General features: G+C 59.4%; 1 protein-coding gene. It reads right to left on the minus strand.

The annotated features are described in order from the left end of the window. Positions 1-71 precede the first annotated feature (71 nt). A partial coding sequence (locus tag SB764_RS39655; protein WP_410866704.1) for a rhodanese-like domain-containing protein occupies positions 72-278 on the minus strand: 207 nt, incomplete at its 5' end.

Genomic DNA, 278 nt, shown 5'->3' on the forward strand with positions numbered 1-278 from the left:
GCCAAGGAAAGCGTAGGTGGCTGGCGACATTCAATAGTCCTTATGGGTTATATACCTGAAGTGGCCTGAAATTAGAGGACCACGGGCTTGAGGCCGTTATCCGAGACCATCGGCTTGCCTGCCTCGAACCACATATCCATGCCACCGGCGACGTTGACGGCGGAGTAGCCGAGCCCCACAAGCCATTGCACAGCGCGGAACGAGCGGCCACCGGTGCGGCAAATCACGAAGAGATCGTCATCCGGATCCAACTCGTCCAAGCGCGCGGGCAGCTGGTC

This window comes from Paraburkholderia sp. SIMBA_027, assembly GCF_046535315.1.
Lineage (GTDB): Bacteria > Pseudomonadota > Gammaproteobacteria > Burkholderiales > Burkholderiaceae > Paraburkholderia > Paraburkholderia tropica.